This window comes from Parageobacillus sp. KH3-4 (genome assembly GCF_022846435.1).
Lineage (GTDB): Bacteria > Bacillota > Bacilli > Bacillales > Anoxybacillaceae > Parageobacillus > Parageobacillus thermoglucosidasius_A.
Genome location: NZ_AP025627.1, coordinates 1,264,148 through 1,285,963, shown reverse-complemented (window position 1 = coordinate 1,285,963; position 21,816 = coordinate 1,264,148). Strand labels below are relative to the sequence as shown.

Genomic DNA, 21,816 nt, shown 5'->3' with positions numbered 1-21,816 from the left:
AAGCACCCTTTCAAGGAAGGGTACAGCTGTTTTATTTTATCAAAAACGTCATTCGTCAACAATAAGCTAATGCTTGACAATGATGAACAATTGTTCTGTCAGCTCATGGGCGATGCCATCTAGAATCGCCTCTAAATTAGCGGCGATCCGCTCCATTTCTTCTTTTGTTTCACATGTAAAAATCGGCGCCCCTCCCGCCACTTTTTGTTCATTCGTTGTAACGACGGCTAAAATCACTTTCTCATGCGTCATGGGCTATTCTCCCCTTTTCATGAACTTCCGCTTTTTTGGCATACGAATGGCATTCTCCAATATCGGCACGTTCTCAATAATTTTTTTGCCTTTTCTATGTCATTGATTTGCGGCAAAATAAAAATGCCGACACGCCCATCATCTAAATCGCGCTTTGCCATCGGCACAAGCGCCGGCGTTCCTGAGTCGCGATATACTCCAAGCGCAGTAGATACGTCGTACAAAATCGCCTGACGCTGTCCTAAGTTGGCAATTGTTAAGCGCGCATTAAAATTTTTAGGCTTTAAAATAAACCCCATTCCATATTGCAAAATCTCTTCGCGGCGCGCTTGCAGCCCGATATTCATTATGTAAATGTTATCAACGTATAACCCCGCTCCTTCAAAATGCGGCTTCACATATTCCACATCGACAATATCCTTTAAGCGATTGCCGTCCATAAACCGGCGCGCGACAAACAGGCAAATGATGCTAACAATGATGGCAATCCAAGCATTCCACACTAAATAGGCAAGCGTGGAAAAAAAAGAAGTGAAAATGACTAAATAGTTTCTTCCTTCAAAAACAATAGCAATTCCTTCAATATACGTCTTTCCGCGCGGCACAAGCTCATATTGGTCAAGTTCGTTCAGTGTATTTCGTTCCATATTGCGCACATCGCGAAACTGTGACGCGGCAAGCGCCAAAAAAGTGATAGCTGTAAATTCTTTTTCCATAATGGCTGGAACGGCGACCGTACCGAGGCCAGCGGCAATAACGCTAAGGGCGATGTGAATCGTTCTTCCATGCAAATATGTCGGATATTGACGATAATCTGTCCGCAATAAATATAACCGTGTCATCACTCCGACAACAACGCCATATAAAATCGGAAACGTATACTCATTCATGACTGTTTTGTCCCCTTTATTTGTTTTTTGCCGCTAACATGCACTGCGATCTGCTCGAATAGCGCCCAAATAAGCAAACAAGCCGCACTAACAGATACCGTGTCCAAAAAAGAAAAAGAACCGATGACATACGAAAACGATACTTTTTTCGAAATAATGGAGTACAGCGTTTCACCTTGACAAGCTCCGATGATCAGGCATAATAAACGCGATTGGATATTCTCATAAAATAAAAGACATATTACGACTAACACCATGGCAAGCATCCATGTACGATCCATCCATATCCAGACCGGGTCAAAAAGAGAGAGCAGTTGGAAAGATGTATAGGCAAAAGCGATGGTCAATGCGGCGATCACCATATATAGAAGCTTCCAACAAGTTTGTTTTGCTACGAAATAACAAGATAAGAAAAAAAGAAACAAAAAAGAAAGCGTTACGTGAAAACTACCTATATGCAGCGAAACAGATGAGAGAATGATCGCTATTAGTGCGGCCGCAGCCAGCATTGTCCGTTGGCGCGTTTTTTGCATAAAAAAGGTCGATATTACCCATAACATCCAAAAAAAGAAGTAAAAATAAATTCCTTCCATACCTTCTTTTCTACCTCCCTACTATGTTCATTATTTCATCTTTTATGAAGATTGATTCGTGCATAAGTAAAACAAAAAATAGTCATAGTAAGAATGACAAATGGAGAAAGGAGCTGGACTAATGGGCAGAGACCGTCAAGAAAAAAAGTTAAAACAATCACACCGCGTTGAATCTGACCGTGATCAATCACTCGAACACAAAGGCGCGGCAAGACTCGAAGACCAAAACGCAGCAAGAGAACGAAACATGCACTAAGAAAAGCGGAAGCGGCGCGTTTATCTGCAATACGAGCTGGAGAGGCTCGGAAGAATAGCATCAAAAAAGCTGACTCAATGGTGACAAATCGAGTCAGCTTTTAAAATATTAAACGCACCACATGAACTTTTTCTCCAATTGTTGAAATGGATCCATGTATTTAGTGTTCAGCTCTCTTATGAACCCCGATCAGCTTCACCCACCATCTTGTTCTGTATTTCTATGTTTCATCCATCTTCTCCATGGCAAAGAGAACGTTTCAGATAATACTGTTTTTGTACCTCAAGATAAAAATACATAAGGCAGAATCGAATCGGAAACTTCCCTTTTATTTTTCAAGCATTCGTCCGAGAGGTTCATAAATATAGTCAATCATCTGCGTCGGACCCGGAAGATCGGGGTTCCATATTAACACCATCGCAAGAATCGTTCCCAAACTCAGCAGCACAATAAAAACCACTTTTTCTTTTTTCTGTGTCTGATGGATTCGCGGCCACTCGTATAGAAAAATAAACGCAACCAGAACAAGAGTACCTAGCATAAAACCAACTTTCATTATTGTTTCACCTCTTGTTCTGGCAATCCTTGCGGAGCAGAGTTTACTCCCGGTCTGCGGACGTACGCCTTCGTCTTCACGATCACTTCAACGTCAGGGAAGATTTGCTCCCAACGATTTTTTACCCTGTTCCATTCTCTTGGATATTTTCGGTGGAAAATATCTGCAAATCCAAAAATATCGGCTTTCATCTCTTTTTGCACTTTTTTCAATGCGGCTTGAATGCGCTTATTCGCCTCCTTTTCCAATTCTTTTTCGATCATTTTCGTATACTTAGGGTTTAACAAGTCCAGTTTCGTTCCGTTTAATATAATATCGTCTTCCGTGGTCGCTTTCACGATCATCTTCCACTTGCCTTTATCATATTTGGGGATGAATTCCGTATGCGCTCTTAACATTGTGGACGTGATATTTCCCTTTTCTCCTGTAAGCGTAACCGTGATATTTGCCCGTTTGATCTCATTTCTGAGCCAAAGTACGCCCCGAGTCAACTTATCATCAATATCCCCGATCATTTTATCCTTCTTAAAAATGGCGGTACGTTGAATAAACGCAATGGTCTGCCGATCTTTTTTCCCTTTTTCCGGAGGCAAGATCTTCACCATGGGAAGAGCCGCCGCACCGGCATCGCTGCTTAGCATTTGCAGAATGTCTTTGATCGTTACCTGCATTAAAAGTTTTGATTCTGACAATTCCCGCAGCACCTCTGCTGAGCTTTGTTCGATCGGGGGGAGCAGTTCGAACACACTTTTCGCAGTTCCTTTACTGACTAATACATTGGAACGAAGGCGAATTTGCGGATTGCGGCTCAGAAAGTCCAGATGCTGGCGAATCCCTGCTTTTGCCGCTCTCTCCCCGAACACGATCACCTTGGTGTGCCCCCAGAAGACACGGCGGGGAAGCTTTTCTTGCAGGTTCGAGATCGCATCAGCGACGGTGGCACCCGTTCCCGATCTTGCTAAAGTTTGAACCCCTCCACCACCGCCACCGCCGCCGCCCATCATCTGACCTCCACCGACTGCTTGCGGGACGATTAGTTCCGTTGTAAGCATGATTCGCCCATCTTTTTTTTGATCAATTCCTAACCCTACGATTAACGCTAAATCGTTTACTTCCGTTCGGTCCCAACAGCCGCTCAGCAAAACAAGATGAACGGACACGAAAAGAATTTTTGCTGCTTTTTGTAAGATGCCCATCCTCGTTTATCTCCTTTTTACCTCTTGTTTCGTTGCTGTCCTTATCCTTGTTGTGTTAACTTTTGGCTGTTGGTTCTTTTGCGCCATTTTGCGACAAATAGCAGAATAAGAGGAATTCCTAATTGAATCGAAATTCGGTAAAACGGAGAAGAGCTTCCTAGAAAATGGGTCAATTCCATTAAATTCGGCGCCGACCAGACGGCAAATAACAGCAGTAAAAATCCGATAGGAAAAACGATCGGGCGATAATCTGACAAATTCAGCCATTGAGCCGTTCCCAACACTAAAGCATAATAAAAGACAGCAATCTTCACAAAAACCCCTGCTACCCAAAGGGACATTACGATGGCTTCAATATGTTCTAGAAAATCCGCGATGCTAATGTAACGGACAGCGCTAAACGCGGGATAGATAAAACGGGATGTGATCCCTCCTAGGACGAAAAGAACGGCAATATTGATGAAAGATAAAGTCAACATGACGGCGGTGACTGAGATCATGCCCCATCTCTTTTCTTTATGGTGATCGGCTACGTAAGGAAGCAGAAAAGCGATGAGGAGGAATTCAGTAAACCAGCCTTGCGGGATGATCGCCCCTATGAGCGAAGGCATTATTCCCTTTTCCATGATTGGAAACATATTCTCTACTTCCATATCCGGAATCAACAGGATAATATTGGCCAATATCAGGATAATCACAACAGGCACAATCATTTGCGCAAGCCGGGCGACCACTTCCACACCGCCGCGAACGGCAAAGGAGCACACTAGAATCATACTTCCCATTACAAAAACTAATGGAGTATGAATAAGAAAGTTGCCTACAACAAATTCGCCATACTCTCGGATAATAATTCCATTTGCATGCAAATAGAAAAATAAAAAGACCAACCCAACCGCTTTCCCTAGAAACTTGCCGAGAATCTCCTCGCTGTACTCAATGAGGGTTTTTTGGGGATAGAGCTGATGTAACTGAACGGCAATATAAACGGTCAGAAATCCGATGAGTGAAGCCCAGAAAGGAGAAAGCCACATATCCTGCTTCGCGTGTCGGGCGGTGATTGCAGGGACTAAGAGAATGGCTGTTGCGATGATCGTCGGATACATCATTATCCCCATTTGGGCGGCAGATATTTTTCCTTTCTCAATCATTATCATGATCCTCCTTTGCCTCTACTCGTCTTATCATTTCCGTAATCAGGGCCCGGTTTCTGATCCGGACCTTGCCGAAGGATGTTATCCGTTCCTGTTAAACTGGGGCGTGTATCGAGCTTCCACCAAGGCGCGCGCAGCAATACGTCTTTCATTTCTCCTCCTTGCATTGGAGCTAAGGGAGATAAATAGGGAACACCGAAAGAACGAAGCGTCGCCATATGAGTAAGAATCATGAGCAGCCCAAACATAATCCCGAGAAGCCCTAACGTCCCTGCCAATAAGATCATGGGAAAGCGCAGCATCCTTAGTGCGAATCCAACCGGATAGCGGGGAATGGTAAAGGAGGCAATCCCCGTTAATGCGACCACCATGATCAGAGGAGAAGAAGCAAGACCTGCTTGGACCGCAGCTTGCCCAATCACTAGCGCACCAACGATACTAACCGCAGAACCCGCTTGTTTAGGAAGCCTCAATCCCGCTTCACGCAAAGCCTCAAATACAATTTCTATAAGCAACGCTTCAACCAGCGCCGGAAAGGGAATCTGCTCCCGGGAAGTAGCGATGGTTATCAAAAGTGTAGTCGGAAGCATTTCCTGATGAAAAGTCAGGATCGCCACATATAACGAGGGCAGCAAAAGAGAGAGCAAGAGAAATAGATAACGCAGCCAGCGGGTTGCCGTGCTGATTAAAGATCGTTGGTAGTAATCTTCACCTGTTTGCAGCAAGGAATAAAAAGAAACCGGTACAACCAAAGCGAAAGGAGTGCCATCTTGAAGAATCGCTACTCGTCCTTCAAGCAGACTCGCCACCACCACGTCAGGCCGTTCGGTATTCAAGACTTGAGGAAACAGGGAATAAGGATTGTCCTCGATGAACTCTTCAATGTAGCTGGTTTCCAAAATGCCGTCTACCTTGATGCGGCTAAGCCGGGTCTCTACTTCTCGGATTAACGTTTGCTCAGCGATTCCCTCAATATAAGAGATGACTACTTCGGTTTGGGTGTACTCTCCAATTTTCATTGATTTTGTTTTTAGCTGCGGGCTTCTTATTTTTCTGCGCAATAAAGAAAGGTTCGTTCCTAATGATTCGGTGAATCCTTCCCGCGGTCCCCTTATCACGGATTCCCCGACCGGTTCTTCGATGGAGCGTTTTTCCCAATTTGCCAAACCTAAAGCGAATCCTTCGCTTTGCTGATCGAGAAGCAAAACTGGGTTCCCGCCAGAAATATGTTCAATGCATTCTGTCACCGTTTGTACTTTCTTTACCTTGGAAATGGTCAATTTTTGTTCTAGTATATGATTGACAGGAATCAGCTGATCGGTATTATTTTCTTTCATCAAAGGGGTAAGTACGCTTGCATCGATTTCTTCGATGTTGGCTAAACCGTCGATGTAGATAAGAGCAGCTTTTGTTTTCCCGCCAATTTTAAATTGGCGAAAAACAACATCCATACAATGTTGATAGATGTTTTGCAGTTCTTGCAGATTTTGATTTAAGTCGGTAGAAAGAAAGTTCGGTTGTTGCTGATTTTGGTTTTTCCCTTGCTGGTTCTTCGCTATTTGTTTTTCTTTCTTGCTTTCTTTAAAAAAAAACATATGATTCCCTTCTTTCTAACGATCGACGTTCTCCACCTCTATTTTTTCCATTTTTAACATGCGATAGTCCCTTTTCTGACAATAAAGTTTATAAACGTAAAGCGGATGGTTTCTCATTTCTAAGAAAAACCGGATTCAAAAGATGATCAGAATCATAGACGATAATGGGCTTTTCCCGTTATGGATGCCCATCAACCGTTCGATTTTTCCATTTTTATGATTAGAGGAGGGATTTTTCTGAAAAAATAAAAAAAACCTTCATCCCGTGATTTCAGCCATCGGGATGAAGAGGCGAATTTATCGACAACTATATATTTTCGTGTCAAAACCTCTTTCTGTTAACCAATGATGCGTATCGCCGCGAATTACAAGCGGCACGCGCTGCAGTTTATCGATCGTCCTTGCCCCCAACGCTCCCATAATCAACGTTAAATCGCGGTGAAGCTCCTCGATATAGGCGACTAACGCTTCCACTCCTTGTTCGACAAGCGTCCGTAAAAACGGTACTGCCATTCCCACTGCGGATGCCCCCAGCGCGATCGCTTTCACAGCATCCAACGCGGTACGGACACCGCCGCTGCCGACCACGACTAAGGAAGGAGAAGTTTGAACTACCTCTACGATCGAGGCTGCCGTTGGAATCCCCCAATCATTAAAATACGCTATTATGTTGGAACGCCGTTTATTTTCAATACAGGCAAAATTGGTGCCGCCAAAACCGCCAACATCGACGATTTTTACGCCGATTTCCTTTAAACGCAAAGCCGTTTCCCTGCTCATGCCAAACCCTACTTCTTTTACGATCACAGGGACTTGAACGGTTTGAACAATTTGTTCAATACGAAGCAGCGCACCGGTAAAATCGCGATCCCCTTCCGGCATAACAAGCTCTTGCACCGCATTTAAATGAATCTGCAGGCCGTCCGCTTCAATCATATCGACAACACGCTTCGCGTCGTCCACCGTTGCTTCGCTTCCTATGTTCGCAAAAATAATACCGTTTTCGTTTACTTTTCGCACAATCTCAAACGTTTCCCGCTGCTTGTCATCTTTTAGCGCTGCCATTTGCGAACCAACGGCCATCGCTATTTGACAATGTTTTGCCGCCTCCGCTAATCCTTTGTTAATTTCTAACGTTTTTTGTCCACCGCCGCCGGTCATTGCATTGATAAAGAAAGGCGAACTTAACGAAAGTTCGCCTAAAGTAGTATGCAAGTGAATATCGCTAATGCGTATATCAGGTAAACTTTGATGAACAAACGCAATGTCATCAAAGCCGCTTGTACCTTGATCGGCAGTAGAGAGCGCATGCTGAATATGTTCGGTTTTTCGCTTTGCCCTACTCATGATCCATCCTCATTATTTTAATTTTTTCAGCTGCTCACCAATTACTTCGCCAATTTGGAAGCCTCTTACTTCGTTTGACAGATTTGCATATTGACTATAGTCTTCCTCAGAAGCCGCTTCTTCCTCGATTAAATCGCGTATACTTAACGAGATACGATGTTCGTCCTCATTTACATCAAGCACTTTTGCTTTTACTTCTTCCCCTTCTTTTAGCACTTCATGCGGGGTGCCGATGCGCTTATTGGAGATTTGCGAAATATGAACAAGCCCTTCGACACCCGGGAAAATTTCAACAAACGCACCGAACGGCACAAGCCGCTTCACCTTACCAGTGACGATGTCGCCAGGAGCGATTTTTTCGGCAATCCCTTCCCAAGGGCTTGGCATTGCTTCTTTCATAGAAAGGGAGACACGACCGTTTTCCTCGTCAACGGAAAGCACTTTTACTTTCACCGTTTCCCCTTCTTGCACGACATCGGACGGATGTGCGACGCGCGTATGGGAAAGCTGGGAAATATGTACGAGACCATCAAAGCCGCCAACATCCACAAACACGCCAAAATCGGTGATGCGGCGCACAATTCCCTCAAGCACTTGCCCTGGCTCTAAACGGCTAAATACTTCCTTGCGCTGGCGCTCTTGCTCTTCTTCCACGACGGCACGATGCGACAAAATGATGCGATTTTTTTCACGATCAAGCTCTACCACTTTGACCGCAAGCATCTTGCCTTTGTAGTCGGAAAAATCCTCGACATAGTGCGGCTCTACGAGAGAGGCAGGGATAAATCCGCGCACTCCAACATCGGCAACGAGTCCGCCTTTAACGATGTCTTTCACGACGACTTCAAACGTTTCCCCGCTAGCAAATTTTCTCTCTAATTCTTCCCAAGCGCGCTCAGCGTCCACTGCTTTCTTTGATAAGATCAGCAACCCATCTTCTTCATTTTCGCCTTCTTCCACTTTTTTTACTTTCGCTGTCACTTCATCGCCGACAGAAACGGCGTCACTTGTTTTGTCAATATGCAAACTCGATAATTCGCTAATTGGGATAATCCCGCTTTGTTTGCTTCCTTCAATATCGACAAGCACTTGCTTATCTTCTAACTTTACCACTTTTCCGCGAACGATATCACCTACCTTGTATACGTTCACTTGTAAATTCATATCCTCTGTCATTTGCAAACCCTCCTTAAATCGACTGACGGTCCGTGCTCCATAGAAAAACGCGCCTTCTACGTCATCGCTTACCACTCCAGACTATGATCGGTTATGGCGTGCAATAGGACCGTTTTTCTATTTAGTATACCATATTTTTTCAATAGACATGTAACTGAATGCTTATCGATGCTGATCCAATAATGCTTGGATATGCTGCATAATATAAGCCGTCGCTTCTTCCGGCGATGCTTTTCGCTCACGCAGCGGCGCCATATCGAGCGGCGCTCCGTAAACGACCTTAAGCCGCACAAACGGACGATATGAACCAATAATGGCGCACGGAACAACAGCGGCGCTTGTCCGAAGCGCAAAAAAACCGACACCAGGCAGCCCCTTTTTCAATTTGCCGTCTTTGCTTCGCGTCCCCTCTGGAAAGATGCCTAACACGCGCCCTTGTTTTAGCAGGTCTAGTCCGGTTCGCAACGCTTGGCGATCGCTCATTCCCCGTTTTACTGGAAACGCATGCAAAATCGTAATTAAGTTTTTAAAGAGCGGAACACGAAACAATTCTTCTTTCGCCATAAAATGAATCGGCCTTGGAGCGGTAATCCCAAGGATTGGCGGATCGAGGTTACTAATATGGTTTGCGCAAAGAAGTACTCCACCTTCTTTTGGAAACTGCTCCACTCCTATTACCTCAATACGGTAAAGAGGGATTAAAATTCTTTTGACAACTCCCTTGGCAAACGAATAAAAGTCCACCATCACCCAATCCTTTCATTGACAATTTCCATAATGCGTTCTACCACTTCTTCCACCGACAATGACGTCGTATCAATTTCTATCGCATCTTCTGCCTTTTTAAGCGGCGCCACTTCACGCTCCGAATCGATTTGATCGCGGCGCGCGATTTCTTTTTTCAGCGTTTCCAAGTCAGATGGAAATCCTCTGGCAATGTTTTCTGCGTGGCGGCGCTTCGCTCTTTCTTCAACGGATGCTTTCAAAAAGATTTTGACTTCCGCATCCGGAAGAACGTGTGTGCCAATATCTCGCCCATCCATGACGACGCCGCCATTTTTGGCAAGAACGCGTTGACGCGCCACCATTTCTTCCCGCACTAGCGGATGCTTGGCAACCAGCGATACCGCATTTGTCACTTCTTCGCTGCGAATAATGTTTGTAACGTCTTCCCCGTTGACAAACACAAGCTGTCCTTGCTCTGACGACTTTAATTCAATATATGTATTTTTTAATAACGAAACTAACGCTTGTTCATCATCAAGCGCAACCCCTTGACGCAAGGCCCGGTACGTTAGCGCCCGGTACATCGCGCCGGTGTCGATGTAAACATACGAAAGCCGTTTCGCTATCATTTTCGCAACGGTGCTTTTCCCCGCCGCAGCTGGTCCATCAATGGCAATGCTGATGTTTTTTCTCATAGTTCCCCCTACCATCATCGACATGAATTTTTTATCAAAGAAAAAAGCAGGAAATTCCTGCGTGCACGATGTCATTTTACCATATCGACCGCTAGCGGTCGACGATTGTTTCGATTGTTTTTGTTTTTTCTTGTTTACTGATCCCTTCATACTCATAAATTTTTCCAAAATAAGGGCTGAGTGGAGTGTACAAAATCAGCGCTTGGGCTATGATTAAAAAAATAAATTGAATCACGACAAGCTTCAGTAAAATCGATTCCATTCGTTTCATTCGGAACATAAGCCTGCCTTCCGTTTTTATACAGCCATTATTCCACGCTTTTTTGCGGTTTATTCGCGATATTTTCCTCTTTTTTCCTTATTTCCAGCTGCCGTTCAAAGCTATAGCGGATCAACAGCACCCGGTCTTGTGGCGATACATCGAAAAATTGCAAAGACGCTTTATATATATCGCTGTTTTCCGCTTGAAAGATGCGAATGATTTTTGCTTTCAGCTTTAAATAATGATATTCCCCGGATCTCATCGCTAATACCAACCATGTTTCCACCACCATTCCGGGGAACAGCTGTTTTTGTTGCGGCTGCGGCAATACGATCGCAGCCCCGCCAGCGCTAATATCTGTCGTCATCGTCGTAAATGGGGCAAATTCTTGTTGGAGCGGATGAATGGCTACATCGGTATTCGCTTCCACTCTTACATACTGACGGCGCTGAACGCGCACTAACTTATCGGTTCCCGGATAAGAAAGAACAACCATTGGAATCGGCTGGCGCACTTTTCCAATCACTTCTGTTTCAAATAAATAAATGCCATTATCTTCCCCTGCAAAACTTGCCTTAAATTGCATTCCATTTAATAAAAATACCGTTTTGCCCGTTTTCATGTGAATGGGATAGTCAATATGTATGTAGCTGTCACCTATTTCTTCCACTTTGCTTTTATATTGTTCCCCTTCCCCATCTATCGGCTCTAACATTAACGTATCTCCTATCTTTAACATCGGCTCTCCCTCTCATTTTCTTCTCATTTTTATTAAAACAAAAAGGAAAAGCCTACATCAAGCTTTTCCTGAAGCGAATTTCACAGCGCATTCTTTAACTATAATTTTGTTCCACGCTTTGCAGCTTTTCCACGTTTTCCTCCATTCCCGTATTCGCGTTAATAAAAATTTGATATGTGTCTTCCCCAAGCGTCCCTAAAAATTCATAGCAGAGCACTTGCTTGTTCATATCGTTTGTGATCACTGCTTGGCGCTGTTCCATCACTTTTAAATTTGGGTTTACTTTTTTCTTTGCCTGCTCCGCCGTCAATGTTGGTTTCGGAAGCGGACGCTGAATGGAGGAAGATAAATAATCGCGTGCGGAAAAACCGACGATCGTTCCATCATCGAGAGCCACTTTCATTTTAATGGTTTCCGGATAAATGCGGATTCCATTTTCATTCGTCACAAACGTCAATAAAGCGATGTTATCATATTGGGCGCTGTCATATAGCTCCAAGTTTTTAAACTTGTGCTTCCGCAAAAATTTCATTCCTCTATTTGCCGCTTCATGCAAACTGATCGTTTGCTTTTTGATTGGACGGCTATTGATTAACCAAATCGGATAACCTCCTTTTTCTGTAATGTCCATATAAATATCGCTCTTCGCCTTTGGATCGCGGATCGTCAAACTGTAAAATCGCTCATCCGCCCCTTTTCCGCTTGCAGTGACTTTTATGCTTTCCGTTCCTTTTAGTTCAAGAAAAGAACGGGCGATTCTTTTCGCTTCTGTTTTGGAAATCGGCTTCCCTATAGCGCGGACAAAACCTTTTTCTTTCTTCTCCAAGCCAACAAATGCTGGGCCAAATTCCGCTGACTTGGAAAACGAATCAACGTTTTTCTCTACCGCTTTAAATCCGTCAATAATGATGTTATCGCCCGGGCTGTCGTTTGTGGCAAGCGCTAATTCGACATCCATCCAGCGCAAGTTGTTTTTTAAGACCAAATGTTGAACATTGCGAAGTTCTTGTTGGATGTTCGCCGCGTTTTTATAAAGTGCTTGCAACGTGCGATATTCTTCCTTCGTAAGCGGTTCTTTCTCTAAATCGCGGACTGCGGTTCGATAGCTGAACTCTCCTATTTTGGCGAGAAACTCTTGCGTTTTGTTAAACGGTAGTAATGAAAGCGGCAATTGCCCGACATCCGAATGGGCCTCTGAGGCGATTCGCCATACTTCCGCCAACGCCGGAGAAAGCGATGTTCGGGAATTCATCGCAAGCGTGGTGCCGATTTTATCATGCAATAAATCCATTTGGTACGTTAAGTCATGGAAAGCGCGCTGGTAGTTGTTTTCAGCATGAATTAATACCGCGTTTTTCTCTTGATGTTCTCGATACCCCCAATATGCTGTTCCAGCGATACCAAGCAACAGCACTCCGATTAATACATTTCGTATCATTTCTGTTCACCTCCTGCACTATTTACAAAAAATATGTTTTCCGATCTGTTTAATTTGCGGACGACTCCAAATCCATGCGTTTGTTGCTGTTTCCGGGTTGAAATAATAAATGGCACCGCCGGTAGGATCCCAGCCGTTAATTGCATCAAGCACGGCTTTTTTCGCCGTTTCATTCGGCGTCAGCCAAATTTGCCCATCGGCTACCGCAGTAAACGCCCCAGGCTGGAAAATAACGCCCGCTATCGTATCTGGAAACGATGGATGCTCCAAGCGGTTTAAAATGACCGCTGCGACAGCCACTTGGCCGATATAAGGCTCTCCCCGCGCTTCTCCATACACGGCGTTTGCCATCAATTGAATATCATTTTGCGAAAACCCTTTCGGTACATTGGACGCTGTCGTTCCCGCCGCCCTGTTTGCCGCACCTCCCCCTTTATTTCCTTTGACTTGCTGGCTTAACGGCACGCCACCGTAATGGGTAAACGAATTGCCTTTGCGAATTTGTTCCTTCACAAATTGCTCATAATATTTCGATGCCTTGACTAGCTTCGCTTTTGTGCTTTCGCCGACAAGCCCGTCTACTGGAAGCCCGTATTCATATTGAAAGTTGCGCACCGCCCAATATGTCCTCCAGCCAAACACGCCGTCAATTTTTCCGTTGTAAAACCCGATATACTGCAATCGTGCCTGTAATTCGATGACATCGTCTCCAACCGCCCCGCGTTGAATGACTTGATTTGAAAATGCTTTTACTTCTTCGGCTGGCTTTCCGCAGATTACTAAACAAACAGCCAATACGATAAACGATAAATTCCGTTGCATCTTCCTAACCATATGCGAAACCTCCCGCATTGCTTCTATCGTTTTACCCCTATTTTCCTTCCAAATTCCCTTTTTATACAAAAAAAAGCAAAAAGCCAAGCTTATTGCGCTTGGCTTTTTGCTGGAGAGATTCCTTCGTGTTCATGCAATCCTTTCGCCTGCTTTACTTTTCGAAGCGCGAACCACCATAACAACAGCATGAACGGAACCATGTAGTAGCCCCATTTTTCTTGTGTTAGCAAAATAAAATCATATGTCCCGTGCAACAGAAAGGGAAGGAAAAACGAAAGAAATAAGTAGCGCTGCTTCTTCATCGCAAATTTTGCTTTCCCTAAATAAAAGCCCATAATTACCGCGAACAAAGCATGGCTTGAAACAGGCAAAAACGCTCTTGTTATGGCAAATTCCACACCATTTGCCAGTAAATATAAAATATTTTCCAATGTTGCAAAACCGAGCGACACGCTCGCGCTATAGACGATGCCATCATACGGCTCATCAAACTCATGATGATCATAAATAGAAAAATAGAGGATAAACCATTTCACAAACTCTTCTAACAATCCGGACAAAAAAAAGGCGCGAGTTACCGCAGATGTTGCCATTCCTTCCGCATGAAATACATATTGAATAAACATGATGGGAAATACAAGAAGCGCGCCAACAAGAAACGTCCGCAACACAATGGAAAGCGGTTCTGTTTCATATTCATCTTTTAAATAAAAATAACTAAGCAGCGCGATGCCTGGGGCAATGCCAGCAGAGATTAACGTTAACATACGACTCCCCGTTTCCATTCGTTTTCTCTATGGTAACATGAGAATGTGGCATTTGAAAATGATCTTCCAATATCTCATCATAACAAAACTTTTTCGGAGGAGAAAGGATGATGAAAAAATTCCTATTATTCATACAGGCTACACCATTCGATGAAAGAAGACGAAAAACAGGTGCCGTTCCTTCTGACAAAGCGCATCCGTTTTCATGATGCGCCCCCGCCGTTAGCGAGCATTGCCGACGTTTACGTCGAAGAACTGCTCCACTTGCCGTCGCCGCATATGACATCGCGGGAAATGCTGCAATTGCGCAAGCGAATCGAAGAAACAACCGCAAATGAACAATGGAAGGACTCTGTTGTTACGCATGGAACGGATACATTGGAAGAAACAGCATATTTTTTTAAATTTAAACGTGTGAACGGACATACCCATTGTCATTACAGGAGCGATGGAAATCGGCGCCGATGGGGCATAGGACAATGATGGAATAACGGCATGATGACACGCGCCAAGAATATTGGCATCATATAGAAAATTTTTGTTCTAAACTATCTTCATTAGCAGAAAGTAATATGGCTAATTTTATTCTTGCTTTTTTGCTATCTAAATCTTTCCCTAAAATAACCCCATTTTTGACAAGATCATAAGCACTGCCTAAATAATCATAAGTAGTATATACCTCACCTTCTTCTGCACTCGTAGTAATTACAACTTTTATTCCTTTGGATACGGCTTCTTTTACTGCATCCATCATTTTTGGCGATACTTGTCCTCGGCCTACCCCCTCTAAAACAATCCCTTTTACATTAGCATGAATCGCTGCTTTTATAAATTTATCATCGGCGTCTAAATAGCATTTGATAATATCTACTTCAGGTATTTCATTTTTTATTTTGTATACTTCTCTTCTAATTGGTTTTTGATATACGTATACTTTATCATTATCGATAATACCTAAATATCCGTATCCAAAAACAGCAAATCCCTGCAAATTAGAAGCATGTACTTTTTTAACATGTCTAGCTACAAATATGCGTTCATTAAACACGACAACTGTGCCAACGCCTCTTAAATCGTCATGACAAGCCGTATAAACGGCATGGCGAATATTTGTATATGCATCACTTCCTTGTTGCTCTGGGGAACGCTGAGAACCCGTTAAAACAATTGGGCGCTCATCTGAAATGGTTAAGTCTAAAAAATAGGCTGTTTCCTCCATGGTATCGGTTCCATGGGTAATGACTATACCATCGATCGTTTTATCTTGATAAATCTCCTCAATTTTATTTTTCAGGATTAATAAGTGTTCAAATGTCATATGCATACTTGGCAATTGAAATAAAGAGTGTATTTCTATTTTAATATCATCAGGCAAATTGCAAATTTGCGCTAATTCTTCTCCTGTCATTTCACCTGAAACATATTTACCTTCTTCTGTCTTTTTGCTTGCTATTGTCCCACCGGTAGTAATTAGTGCTACTTTTTTCATTCATGTCACCTCTTTGGAAACATCATAGCATAAATGAATGACGATACAAACATCATCGTTGCGGATAAATAAACGATCCACGAACAAGAAATGTTCATGAAATAATAAAAAAGGAGGCGGAAAAACCCCCTTCTGTTATTGTGATTTCTCCTTTTCTCGTTTTGCGATGCAAGCGGCAATTTGCCCGCCATGAAAGCGCCCGTTTTCAATAAAAATTTCATTCGCGTCATTTCCTGCCGCAATGACGCCCGCGATAAAAATGCCGCGCACATTCGTTTCCATCGTCTCCGGATCATAAAGCGGCCGGCCTGTTTCCGGATCGACCCCAACTCCCATCTTTTTTAAAAATTCGTGGTCAGGATGGTATCCAGTCATAGCGAACACAAAATCGTTTTTGATTTTTTTGCGTTCGCCTCCCACTTCGTAAATGACGGCATCCTCCGTAATCTCTTTTACATGGGCGTTAAACTCCATTTTAATAATTCCTTTGCGAACGAGAGAATCAAATTCCGGTAAAATCCAAGGCTTGATGCTTGGCGAATATCCGCTTCCCCGATACAATACCGTGACGCGCGCGCCCGCCTTGACGAGTTCTAGCGCCGCGTCCACGCTGGAATTTTTTCCGCCGATGACGACGCAATCGGTATTGTAATACGGATGCGCTTCTTTAAAATAGTGCGTTACTTTCGGCAAATTTTCCCCCGGTATGTTCATATAATTCGGGTTGTCATAATAGCCGGTGGCCACAATAACGTATTCGGCGCGGTATCGTCCTTTTGTCGTCTGCACGAGAAATGTTCCGTCATCTTGCTTTTCCACTTGTTCCACTTTCTCAAACGTTTGCACACGCACTTGTTTTCTCGTGACGACTTCTCGGTAATAAGCGAGCGCCTGATTTCGCTTTGGTTTCCGATTCTCCGTAATAAACGGAACTCCGCCAATTTCAAGGCGATCGCTTGTGCTAAAAAACGTTTGATGAGTCGGAAAATGATAAATCGAATTAACGATATTTCCTTTCTCTATTACTAACGGACGATAACCGACGTCTTGCAAAGCAATGGCTGCAGCAAGCCCGCAAGGACCGCCGCCAACAATAATGATCTTTTCTTCTTTCATTGCACGGTTCACTCCTTAGCCAATTCAAAAAATCCCCTATCATATGATAGGGGATTTTTTGGCATGTTGTAAATATGTTTGCTTTCTCTTTATACCCAGCCGCGGAAACGGCACGCTTCTGCCATTTTGCGAACGCCGACCATATAAGCAGCCAGCCTCATGTCAACGCGACGTGTTTGCGCCATTTCATACACGTTATTAAACGCTTTGACCATTACTTTTTCCAGACGTTCTTCCACTTCTTCCTCCGTCCAATAATATCCTTGGTTGTTTTGCACCCATTCAAAATATGACACAGTCACACCGCCAGCGCTCGCTAATACGTCCGGAACAAGCAAAATGCCACGCTTCGTTAAAATTTCCGTCGCTTCTAGCGTTGTTGGGCCGTTTGCCGCTTCCACGACAATGCTCGCTTTAATATTTGGCGCATTTTCTTTCGTAATTTGATTTTCAATCGCCGCCGGCACTAAAATATCGCAATCGAGCTCTAGCAATTCTTTATTTGTAATCGTGTTTTTAAACAATTTCGTCACTGTGCCAAAGCTGTCCCGACGCTCTAACAAATAGTCGATATCTAAACCGTTTGGATCGTAAAGCGCCCCGTATACGTCGGAAATGCCGATGACTTTCGCGCCAGCATCGTGCATAAATTTGGCCAAAAAGCTTCCTGCGTTTCCAAATCCTTGGATGACCACACGGGCACCTTTCAAATCGATTCCGCGTTTTTTCGCTGCTTCGCGGATGCAAATGGTAACCCCTTTTGCCGTCGCGGTTTCACGGCCATGCGATCCACCTAGCACCAACGGCTTTCCTGTAATGAATCCAGGTGAATTAAACTCGTCAATGCGGCTATATTCGTCCATCATCCACGCCATAATTTGCGAGTTCGTAAAGACATCTGGCGCGGGAATGTCTTTCGTCGGACCGACAATCTGGCTGATCGCGCGGACATAGCCGCGGCTCAGCCGTTCTAATTCGCGGAATGACATCGTGCGCGGATCACAGACGATTCCGCCTTTTCCCCCGCCATATGGCAAATCGACAATTCCGCATTTCAGGCTCATCCAAATAGATAACGCTTTCACCTCGCGTTCTGTCACGTTTGGATGGAAGCGGACGCCTCCCTTCGTTGGACCAACGGCATCATTATGCTGGGCACGGTAGCCGGTAAAAATTTTTACAGTACCGTCGTCCATACGCACAGGAATTCTTACTGTCAACATGCGAATCGGCTCTTTGAGCAGCTCATATACTTCTTCTGGGTATCCAAGCTTTTCCAATGCTCTATGTATAACGATTTGCGTCGCCGTTAATACATCATATTTTTCTTCTTTTTCTTCCAGATTTTCTTCGTTGGTATGCTTGTCGGCTACCATACGTAAACCTCCTATAAGCTCGCTATGGTTAATGTTGATATCGTCACCTTTCTTCATGTCATAGTATACACCTTCTTTTCATTTATGCAAAGGAAAAAAATAAAATGCCAAGCGATTTATGGATATTTACATTGTTTTTATATGAAAAACAGTTTTTTCCTTATTGTATATTTGTTTTCCTTGTAGTCTAGGGACGAAAAGAGAAAAATAAAAAGTCAGACCCCTTGTCCACATGACGGAGTCTGACGAAACGTTAAGAAGCTGGAAAATAGCGAACAAGTTGTTCAATTGCGCGATGTTCGATTAGTTTTTTTCCATATTCTTGCACACGATGTATCGTTATCGTGGAAGGGCTGGCAAATTCCGCCAACAAAGCGACAAAATTATCGAGCGGAATCGGCGGTTCTTCAGCGACGTGCAAGTAAAAGCGGTTTTGATAGGAGTAGAGAGTTCCGTCCAAGCAACCGATCGCGTAAAGACGATGAGCAAGCTGAATGACATCTTCGAACGTCTGAAATTCATAAAATATGTCATCGCTCTCATCGAGCGTTACTTGCATTTCAATATAATCGTCTGCGAACTCTTCCTCCGTATCGTCATATTCGCCCTCACTTGTTACGATAACAACCATTCCCTGTGCCGGTAAAGAGTATACTTCCACCGCGATCGACCCGTTTACTTCAAAGCCGAGTTCCTCGCTTGCCTCCTCAATCATGTCACGAAACAATTGATGAACTTTAAATGTATCTTTCCATAAATCCTCTTTCGTTAAACCTCGATCCATTAAATCGTCAAACGTAAGGAAAATTTTAATTTTATTATGGGTTAAGCGCTCAAGACGCATCAACACCCCTCCTTACCTACACAGCCATCTCTTACGGTTATTGTATGAAATAATTCGCAAATGGTTCGTTTGTTATTATTAATGAGTTTACATCGTTTGCAGCCATTTAGACAAGCATTTTTTCTCCATCTTCTTCAGCTGAACGAATCGTAATCAAATTCGTTTCCGCAGGGGCCCCGAGCCGGAGCGGAATATTCGTCGTCCCGTACCCGTTACTGACGTAAACCACCGTTCCGTCCACGTTTTTTAACCCGCCTTTTTCATACAGCCCGAACGATAAAAAGCGAATTTGTCCTCCATGCGTATGTCCGCTGACGACAAGGGAAATGCGGTGCTCGGGGCGAAGGCGCTGAACGATTTTCGGATTATGCGAGGCGAGAATACGGAAGGCGTTCTCATCTACTCCTTGAAGCGCTTCTTCCAACCTCGCCTTTCGTTTGCTCATGTCTGCCACCCCGATGAGCGCAAGCTTTTCCCCATTTGCGGATTGTAGCACAGCAGCGCGGTTTTCCAATATATGCACTCCTTCCTCGAGCAAAAGTGAGTGCAAATCATATTCCGCTTCGTAATCATTATTCCCCCAAATAAAATAAACCGGCCCAATCGTTTTTAGACGGCGGATATTTTCCTTGACGCGTGCGGGGGGCACCCCTTTTTCCGTAAGGTCCCCGCCAACTAGCACAATATCTGCCTCCCCTTTTATTTCCTTGACAATTTTTTCCGCCAATGTCCTCCTGTGAAGATCAGAAACAAAAAAAATGGAAAACGCCCGAAAACTGCTTGGAAACTGCGGAAATGCCAATTCAATGCGAACAACGCGGTTTCGATGCGCTTCCCACCACATATAGGCCAATAAGCAAAGAAAAACAAAAACGACGATCCAAACCAACATAATGCCTCCTATAAATTCCGTTTGTAATCGCGGGAACGATGAAAATCCAATGATATCATACCATAAATAAAAGCGAAAATAAAAAACAAAGCGGTTAGCTTCGCTTCCCATTGAAACAGCCAATAAAAACTTCCCGACGCGCCGCAGCAGCTAATTAGCCACTCTCCCCATCGCACTTGCTTTCGCCGCCACCATAAAACAATCCCATCCATTATGGTGCGAATCACCGCCGCATTGGCCAAAAAACCGATCAAAAAGCAAACCATCGCCAAAAATGAGCGAAGAGGGTTGAAAATAAGCTCGGTAATAAAATAGTCAAAATGAAACGGGGTTACCGGCGGCATCCAATGAATCATCAGATATCCACACAAAAATCCGGCAACAATGCAAAGCAGATGAAACAACATTTTGTTTCCTCCCTTTTTTCTTACATGTATTCACTGAAAAAGGGAGGCATGAATAAAACGTAATGGTCATAAATATAGACTGAAATTCTGCAAAAGGGAGGTTTCTTATGTTTACGACACGGAAACAATATGAACCTTATGTAAGTCCGTTTGACCCTTGCCCGCCGATTCGCGTCAAAACATATGTCACCGCGCCGAATCTGTATGTCGGATTTCAGCCGCCAAACTTGCCGCAATTTCCATTGCATGAAGCGCTAAAAAAAGGTACTCTTTGGAAAATTTTTTATGATCCATATTATGGCCCGCATGAAATGAAATTCAAAGGTGATCAACAATGAAACAGGTGTCAAAAGAATATTATGAGCTTTTGGAACAGCTTCAAACGGTTGATTTTGCCCTCGTCGAACTCACGTTATACCTCGACACCCATCCTACCGACTATCAAGCCATCCAACAATTTAACCAGCTCGCGCAAAGACGGAAACAATTAAAGAAACAGTTTGAATCCGCCTACGGACCGCTTCAGCAATTTGGAAACAGCTATTCCAACTATCCATGGAACTGGGATGATGCCCCTTGGCCTTGGCAAGTATAACAAAAAACAACGCGCTGGAAAAGGAGGAAATGAAAGGTGTGGATTTATGAAAAAAAATTGCAATATCCCGTCCGCGTCAGCACATGCAATCCGAAATTAGCGAAATATTTAATTGAACAATATGGCGGGGCAGACGGAGAACTTGCTGCTGCGCTCCGCTATTTAAACCAGCGCTACACCATTCCTGATAAAGTGATCGGCCTGCTCACAGATATCGGAACAGAAGAATTAGCGCATTTGGAAATGATCGCGACAATGGTGTACAAATTAACGAAAGATGCGACTCCAGAGCAATTGAAAGAAGCGGGGCTGGACGCGCATTATGTCGATCATGATCGCGCTTTATTTTATCATAACGCCGCCGGTGTCCCATTTACAGCGACATACATTCAGGCAAAAGGAGACCCGATCACCGATTTGTACGAAGATATTGCAGCAGAGGAAAAAGCACGGGCAACATACCAATGGATTATTAACATGAGCGATGATCCTGATTTAAACGACGGGCTCCGTTTTTTACGTGAACGGGAAATCATTCACGCCCAGCGTTTTCGCGAGGCCGTCGAAATTTTAAAAGAAGAGCGCGACCAGAAGAAATTTTTCTGATGAAAAATAGCTGAA

The 21,816-nt window shown here is 43.9% G+C and carries 26 protein-coding genes and 1 pseudogene; 5 read left to right on the top strand and 22 right to left on the bottom strand.

All coding sequences use genetic code 11. The features are described from left to right. Positions 1-66: 66 nt before the first annotated feature. The 3 genes and pseudogenes from MWM02_RS06710 to MWM02_RS06700 form a co-directional block, all read right to left on the bottom strand. Positions 67-252: a capping complex subunit for YIEGIA gene (locus MWM02_RS06710; RefSeq protein ID WP_064550181.1), complete on the bottom strand. Its 186-nt coding sequence runs from the start codon at positions 250-252 to the stop codon at positions 67-69. A 3-nt stretch (positions 253-255) separates the two neighbouring features. After that, a pseudogene (locus MWM02_RS06705) lies at positions 256-1,142 on the bottom strand (YIEGIA family protein). Then, positions 1,139-1,735 carry a YphA family membrane protein gene (locus MWM02_RS06700; protein WP_244403276.1) on the bottom strand — a complete coding sequence of 199 codons (597 nt, stop codon included), beginning with the start codon at positions 1,733-1,735 and terminating at the stop codon, positions 1,139-1,141. The pseudogene MWM02_RS06705 and the gene MWM02_RS06700 overlap by 4 nt, the downstream one beginning before the upstream one ends. 121 nt (positions 1,736-1,856) lie before the next feature. On the opposite strand from MWM02_RS06700, the gene MWM02_RS06695 reads away from it, so the two are divergent. Continuing rightward, on the top strand, positions 1,857-1,991 hold the full coding sequence (locus MWM02_RS06695) for a YpzI family protein (RefSeq protein ID WP_244403274.1): 135 nt from the start codon (positions 1,857-1,859) through the stop codon (positions 1,989-1,991). 328 nt (positions 1,992-2,319) lie between these two features. Here MWM02_RS06695 and MWM02_RS06690 read toward each other — a convergent pair whose 3' ends face one another. From MWM02_RS06690 to prsW, 13 genes are all read right to left on the bottom strand, one after another. Then, a complete protein-coding gene (locus MWM02_RS06690) occupies positions 2,320-2,547 on the bottom strand; it encodes a hypothetical protein (RefSeq protein WP_064550172.1) in 228 nt (75 codons plus the stop codon). Beyond that, complete coding sequence (locus MWM02_RS06685) at positions 2,547-3,743, bottom strand: Ger(x)C family spore germination protein (protein ID WP_244403272.1); 1,197 nt, start codon at positions 3,741-3,743, stop codon at positions 2,547-2,549. The genes MWM02_RS06690 and MWM02_RS06685 overlap by 1 nt, the downstream gene beginning before the upstream one ends. Positions 3,744-3,784: 41 nt before the next feature. Then, positions 3,785-4,894 (bottom strand): GerAB/ArcD/ProY family transporter, encoded by a 1,110-nt coding sequence (locus MWM02_RS06680; protein ID WP_244403270.1) that lies wholly within the window; start codon positions 4,892-4,894, stop codon positions 3,785-3,787. A 2-nt stretch (positions 4,895-4,896) separates the two neighbouring features. Beyond that, positions 4,897-6,492: a spore germination protein gene (locus MWM02_RS06675; RefSeq protein ID WP_244403268.1), complete on the bottom strand. Its 1,596-nt coding sequence runs from the start codon at positions 6,490-6,492 to the stop codon at positions 4,897-4,899. A gap of 297 nt (positions 6,493-6,789) precedes the next feature. Further along, the gene (gene fni / locus MWM02_RS06670) at positions 6,790-7,839 is read right to left on the bottom strand and encodes a type 2 isopentenyl-diphosphate Delta-isomerase (RefSeq protein WP_244403266.1); all 1,050 of its coding nucleotides are present in this window, start codon (positions 7,837-7,839) and stop codon (positions 6,790-6,792) included. A gap of 12 nt (positions 7,840-7,851) precedes the next feature. Beyond that, positions 7,852-9,015: a 30S ribosomal protein S1 gene (rpsA, locus tag MWM02_RS06665; protein WP_064550164.1), complete on the bottom strand. Its 1,164-nt coding sequence runs from the start codon at positions 9,013-9,015 to the stop codon at positions 7,852-7,854. Between the two features lie 162 nt (positions 9,016-9,177). Further along, a complete protein-coding gene (locus tag MWM02_RS06660) occupies positions 9,178-9,762 on the bottom strand; it encodes a lysophospholipid acyltransferase family protein (protein WP_064550162.1) in 585 nt (194 codons plus the stop codon). Further along, the gene (gene cmk / locus MWM02_RS06655) at positions 9,762-10,436 is read right to left on the bottom strand and encodes a (d)CMP kinase (RefSeq protein ID WP_064550160.1); all 675 of its coding nucleotides are present in this window, start codon (positions 10,434-10,436) and stop codon (positions 9,762-9,764) included. The genes MWM02_RS06660 and cmk overlap by 1 nt, the downstream gene beginning before the upstream one ends. Positions 10,437-10,527: 91 nt before the next feature. Next, positions 10,528-10,707, bottom strand: a complete 180-nt coding sequence (locus tag MWM02_RS06650) for a YpfB family protein (RefSeq protein WP_064550332.1) — start codon at positions 10,705-10,707, stop codon at positions 10,528-10,530. Positions 10,708-10,744: 37 nt separating this feature from the next. Continuing rightward, entirely contained in the window at positions 10,745-11,437 is a 693-nt protein-coding gene (locus MWM02_RS06645) for a flagellar brake protein (RefSeq protein WP_064550158.1), read from the bottom strand. 94 nt (positions 11,438-11,531) lie between these two features. Next, entirely contained in the window at positions 11,532-12,875 is a 1,344-nt protein-coding gene (gene ypeB / locus MWM02_RS06640; protein ID WP_244403264.1) for a germination protein YpeB, read from the bottom strand. An 18-nt stretch (positions 12,876-12,893) separates the two neighbouring features. After that, entirely contained in the window at positions 12,894-13,709 is an 816-nt protein-coding gene (gene sleB, locus MWM02_RS06635) for a spore cortex-lytic enzyme (protein WP_244403262.1), read from the bottom strand. An 89-nt stretch (positions 13,710-13,798) separates the two neighbouring features. Next, positions 13,799-14,476, bottom strand: coding sequence for a glutamic-type intramembrane protease PrsW (gene prsW / locus MWM02_RS06630; RefSeq protein ID WP_244403260.1), 678 nt, complete (start codon positions 14,474-14,476; stop codon positions 13,799-13,801). A 150-nt stretch (positions 14,477-14,626) separates the two neighbouring features. On the opposite strand from prsW, the gene MWM02_RS19470 reads away from it, so the two are divergent. Continuing rightward, entirely contained in the window at positions 14,627-14,959 is a 333-nt protein-coding gene (locus MWM02_RS19470; protein ID WP_346015938.1) for an asparaginase domain-containing protein, read from the top strand. Positions 14,960-14,999: 40 nt separating this feature from the next. Here MWM02_RS19470 and MWM02_RS06620 read toward each other — a convergent pair whose 3' ends face one another. From MWM02_RS06620 to MWM02_RS06595, 6 genes are all read right to left on the bottom strand, one after another. Beyond that, positions 15,000-15,965, bottom strand: a complete 966-nt coding sequence (locus tag MWM02_RS06620) for an asparaginase (protein WP_064550147.1) — start codon at positions 15,963-15,965, stop codon at positions 15,000-15,002. 135 nt (positions 15,966-16,100) lie between these two features. Further along, on the bottom strand, positions 16,101-17,081 hold the full coding sequence (locus MWM02_RS06615) for a YpdA family putative bacillithiol disulfide reductase (protein WP_064550145.1): 981 nt from the start codon (positions 17,079-17,081) through the stop codon (positions 16,101-16,103). A gap of 89 nt (positions 17,082-17,170) precedes the next feature. Then, on the bottom strand, positions 17,171-18,457 hold the full coding sequence (locus tag MWM02_RS06610) for a Glu/Leu/Phe/Val family dehydrogenase (protein ID WP_064550143.1): 1,287 nt from the start codon (positions 18,455-18,457) through the stop codon (positions 17,171-17,173). A 253-nt stretch (positions 18,458-18,710) separates the two neighbouring features. After that, positions 18,711-19,301, bottom strand: coding sequence for a genetic competence negative regulator (locus MWM02_RS06605; protein ID WP_064550141.1), 591 nt, complete (start codon positions 19,299-19,301; stop codon positions 18,711-18,713). 106 nt (positions 19,302-19,407) lie between these two features. Next, positions 19,408-20,193 (bottom strand): metallophosphoesterase, encoded by a 786-nt coding sequence (locus tag MWM02_RS06600; protein WP_244403258.1) that lies wholly within the window; start codon positions 20,191-20,193, stop codon positions 19,408-19,410. Between the two features lie 8 nt (positions 20,194-20,201). Further along, positions 20,202-20,600 (bottom strand): hypothetical protein, encoded by a 399-nt coding sequence (locus MWM02_RS06595; RefSeq protein ID WP_244403256.1) that lies wholly within the window; start codon positions 20,598-20,600, stop codon positions 20,202-20,204. 107 nt (positions 20,601-20,707) lie between these two features. Between MWM02_RS06595 and MWM02_RS06590 the strand changes: the two genes are divergently transcribed. From MWM02_RS06590 to MWM02_RS06580, 3 genes are read left to right on the top strand one after another with little or no spacing between them, the layout of a single operon-like run. Continuing rightward, positions 20,708-20,938, top strand: a complete 231-nt coding sequence (locus tag MWM02_RS06590; RefSeq protein WP_244403254.1) for a spore coat associated protein CotJA — start codon at positions 20,708-20,710, stop codon at positions 20,936-20,938. Beyond that, positions 20,935-21,195: a spore coat protein CotJB gene (locus MWM02_RS06585; RefSeq protein ID WP_244403252.1), complete on the top strand. Its 261-nt coding sequence runs from the start codon at positions 20,935-20,937 to the stop codon at positions 21,193-21,195. Before MWM02_RS06590 ends, MWM02_RS06585 begins: the two co-directional genes overlap by 4 nt. A gap of 36 nt (positions 21,196-21,231) precedes the next feature. Next, the gene (locus tag MWM02_RS06580) at positions 21,232-21,801 is read left to right on the top strand and encodes a manganese catalase family protein (RefSeq protein WP_064550131.1); all 570 of its coding nucleotides are present in this window, start codon (positions 21,232-21,234) and stop codon (positions 21,799-21,801) included. Positions 21,802-21,816: the final 15 nt, after the last annotated feature.